General features: G+C 64.4%; 3 protein-coding genes. All 3 read left to right on the top strand.

Going from position 1 to position 3,201, the window contains the following annotated elements; genetic code table 11:
- A partial coding sequence (locus VFW69_RS16665) for a branched-chain amino acid ABC transporter permease (protein ID WP_526502607.1) occupies positions 1-1,341 on the top strand: 1,341 nt, incomplete at its 5' end.
- A gap of 4 nt (positions 1,342-1,345) precedes the next feature.
- Positions 1,346-2,254: an ABC transporter ATP-binding protein gene (locus VFW69_RS16660; protein WP_526502606.1), complete on the top strand. Its 909-nt coding sequence runs from the start codon at positions 1,346-1,348 to the stop codon at positions 2,252-2,254.
- Positions 2,251-2,988: an ABC transporter ATP-binding protein gene (locus VFW69_RS16655; protein ID WP_526502605.1), complete on the top strand. Its 738-nt coding sequence runs from the start codon at positions 2,251-2,253 to the stop codon at positions 2,986-2,988. The genes VFW69_RS16660 and VFW69_RS16655 overlap by 4 nt, the downstream gene beginning before the upstream one ends.
- The last annotated feature ends 213 nt before the right edge of the window (positions 2,989-3,201 follow it).

The raw sequence follows: 3,201 nt of genomic DNA, 5'->3' as shown, positions 1-3,201 counted from the left end.
GTCGTCGCAAGCTATCTGCGGCATCGGACCCTGGCTTGGGTCGCCGCCACTCTAGGCATCGTCGGCGTGGTGCTCACCCTGATCACGCTGTATGGGATCAGCAAGATCGGTGCGGACAACAATGTCGACACCGCGACTGGCCCGTGGCAGAATCTCGGTTCCGGCGGCTGGCTGGCGTGCATGGGGTTCAGCCTGCTGGCGACTGCGGGGGTCCTTGCCGCCACCGCGAATGGCCGGCGGTATCGAGCCGCCGACCCAGCGTTGCCAGTCACGAGGGATACCTCGGACGCAGCGAACCTCCGCCGGTCCACGACCAAGACGGCGCTGATGATCGGAATCGCGATCGCCCTGTTCTTTCCGCCGACGATGACCGAATTCTGGCAGAAGGTGCTCGTCTCCGAAGTAGGCGTGTATGTTCTGCTCGCCGTCGGCCTGAACGTCGTCGTCGGCTGGGCCGGCCTCCTCGACTTGGGGTATATCGCGTTCTACGCCATTGGGTCGTACACCACTGCGTATCTGGTGGGTTCGCTTCCCCACAAGCCGCCCTCCTGGCTGCACATGAGCCCGCTGCTCGCAATCCCGTTCGCCATCGGAATCTGTCTGCTCGCCGGCGTGGCACTGGGCGCCCCCACCTTGCGACTACGCGGTGACTATCTCGCGATCGTCACCCTCGGGTTCGGCGAGATCGTCCGCATCATCGCTGTCAACAACCCCGGGAACATCACCAACAGCACCCGCGGACCGTCGCCTGCGGTGCCGCACCCAGTCATCAACCTCGGCCCGATATCCATCACCTGGGGCTTGAACAATCTCCAGTACTGGTATTTGCTCCTCGTGCTCATCACCATCGTGGTGATCGCGTTCTACCGCCTGGAAGGTTCGCGGCTCGGGCGGGCGTGGGCGGCGGTCCGCGAGGACGAGGTCGCCGCGCAGGCCACCGGCATCAACACGCCTCGGGTGAAGCTCATGGCCTTCGCCATCGGCGCGTCGACCTCCGGTCTGGCCGGCGTGTTCTTCGCGAGCCAGATCGGCTACTTCAACCCGGACAACTTCATCCTGAACAACTCGATCCTCGTCGTGGCGTACGTCGTGTTCGGTGGCATGGGATCGCTGCCAGGGGCAATGGCCGGCGCGGCCATTCTCACCTGGCTGCCGTGGTTCCTTCAGGACCAGGTGCCCGGGCCGGACCGGCAGATGTGGGTCGGCGCGTTGCTCGTGCTCATGATGATCTTCCGGCCGGCTGGGCTGTTCCCGGCGCGGCGTCGTAAGGCCGAGTTGACCGGACTGGAACGCGCGCCGACGGTCGAACGTGAGGCGGTTCCCGCGGGCGAGGGGCTGTGACGCCATGACCGCGACGATGACCAGGCCAGAGATTGGCGCCGAAGACATTGTCTTCGACATCGAGCACGTCACCTTGCGGTTCGGCGGCGTGGTCAGCCTCAACGACGTCTCGTTGCGCATGCTGCGCGGCGAAATTCTCGCCATTATCGGACCGAATGGCGCCGGCAAGACCTCGCTGTTCAACTCGCTTACCGGCGTTTACACGCCGCAAGAGGGCCGGATCGTAGTTTCTGGTCGCCCGGGCGAGCCGCCGACGAGCGTCATCGGCATGAAGACGCACAACGTGAATCACCTCGGAGTCGCACGGACGTTCCAGAACATTCGACTGTTCCCCGCCCTCACGGCGTTGGAGAACGTGAAGATCGGCGTGGAGACGCGCCAGCACGCTGGTCCCGTATCAGCGATGCTCGGCCTGCCGTGGCAACGTCGCGAGGAGAAGCAAAGCACCATAGACGCATTCGCCTTGCTCGACGCCGTAGGGCTGGCTGACCGCTCCAATGAACTCGCGGGATCCTTGCCGTACGGCGAACAGCGCCGACTGGAGATCGCCCGAGCGCTCGGCACCGATCCGGGCGTCATATTGCTGGACGAGCCTGCGGCGGGCACCAACCCGGTGGAGAAGCGGGAGCTCGCGCAGCTGATCCAACGCATCAACGCCGAGCGCGATATCAGTGTGCTGCTCATCGAGCATGACATGAAGCTCGTCATGTCGGTCGCGCATCGGATCGTCGTGTTGAACTTCGGTGAGAAGATCGCCGAAGGCACGCCGCAAGAAATTCAGCGCAACCCGGCCGTGATTGCGGCCTACCTCGGCACTTCGGCCGAGGAGGTCGAGCAGGCCGAGGACCGCCAGCCGGACATCATGCATCTGATCGAGACGGACGACCGGACGGCCCACGAGGAGGAGCCATGACCCATGCGGCAGCTCCCGAGATGCTCGAGGTCGTCGACCTCGAGGTGCGCTACGGCGCGATCCGCGCGATCAAGGGCATCTCGTTCCACGTGGGTGAGGGCGAGATCGTCGCGCTGCTCGGCGCGAACGGCGCCGGAAAGACGACGACGCAGAAGACCATATCGGGCATGCTCCGGCCGTCTGCGGGACGAATCACCTTTCTCGGCCAGCGGATAGACGGCGTTCCGGCCCACGAGCTCATCCGGTTGGGCATCTGTCATGCGCCGGAAGGTCGGCACGTATTTCCCCGCATGACTGTGGCCGAAAACCTCGACATGGGTGCGTTTCGATTCAAGAAGATTGACCAGGCCGATCTCGATCGGGTGCTCGAACTGTTTCCGCGGCTGCAGGAGCGGTACCGCCAAGTGGCGGGCACGTTGTCGGGTGGCGAGCAGCAGATGCTCGCGATTGGTCGCGCCCTGATGGGCAAGCCACGCCTGCTGCTGCTTGACGAACCGTCCATGGGGCTCGCGCCAATGGTCGTCGCGCAGATCTTTGACATCGTCCGCGAGATCAACGAGTCGGGCGTCACCGTCCTGCTCGTGGAGCAGAACGCTGCTCAGGCACTTGCGCTCGCCGACCGCGGTTATGTGCTCGAGACCGGCGAGCTCGTGCTGCACGGCACGGGCGCTGAACTGCTCGCCGACGACCGGGTTCGAGCCGCTTATCTCGGCGAGGAAATCGCCGCGTCCTGAAAGCGTCTTGGCCGGATCGGCTCGCCCCGCCGCGATGCCAATCCCCCTTTCGGCTGGGGTTTGTGCCCGCTATGGTGTCGCTTGTTGTCGCAAGGAATGTTGGCTTGGGAGGCCTCATCCGCCGGGGAGAAATCGGTGTCGCGTACCCATGTACGGGTCCGTCCTGCAGAGTTTGGCGACGTAGCTGGACTAGTACTTCTACTCAGAGCAACC

The sequence above is a fragment of the Mycobacterium sp. genome, from assembly GCF_036273375.1.
In the GTDB taxonomy this organism is placed as follows: Bacteria; Actinomycetota; Actinomycetes; order Mycobacteriales; family Mycobacteriaceae; genus Mycobacterium.
This window is presented reverse-complemented; position numbering and strand designations above follow the sequence as displayed.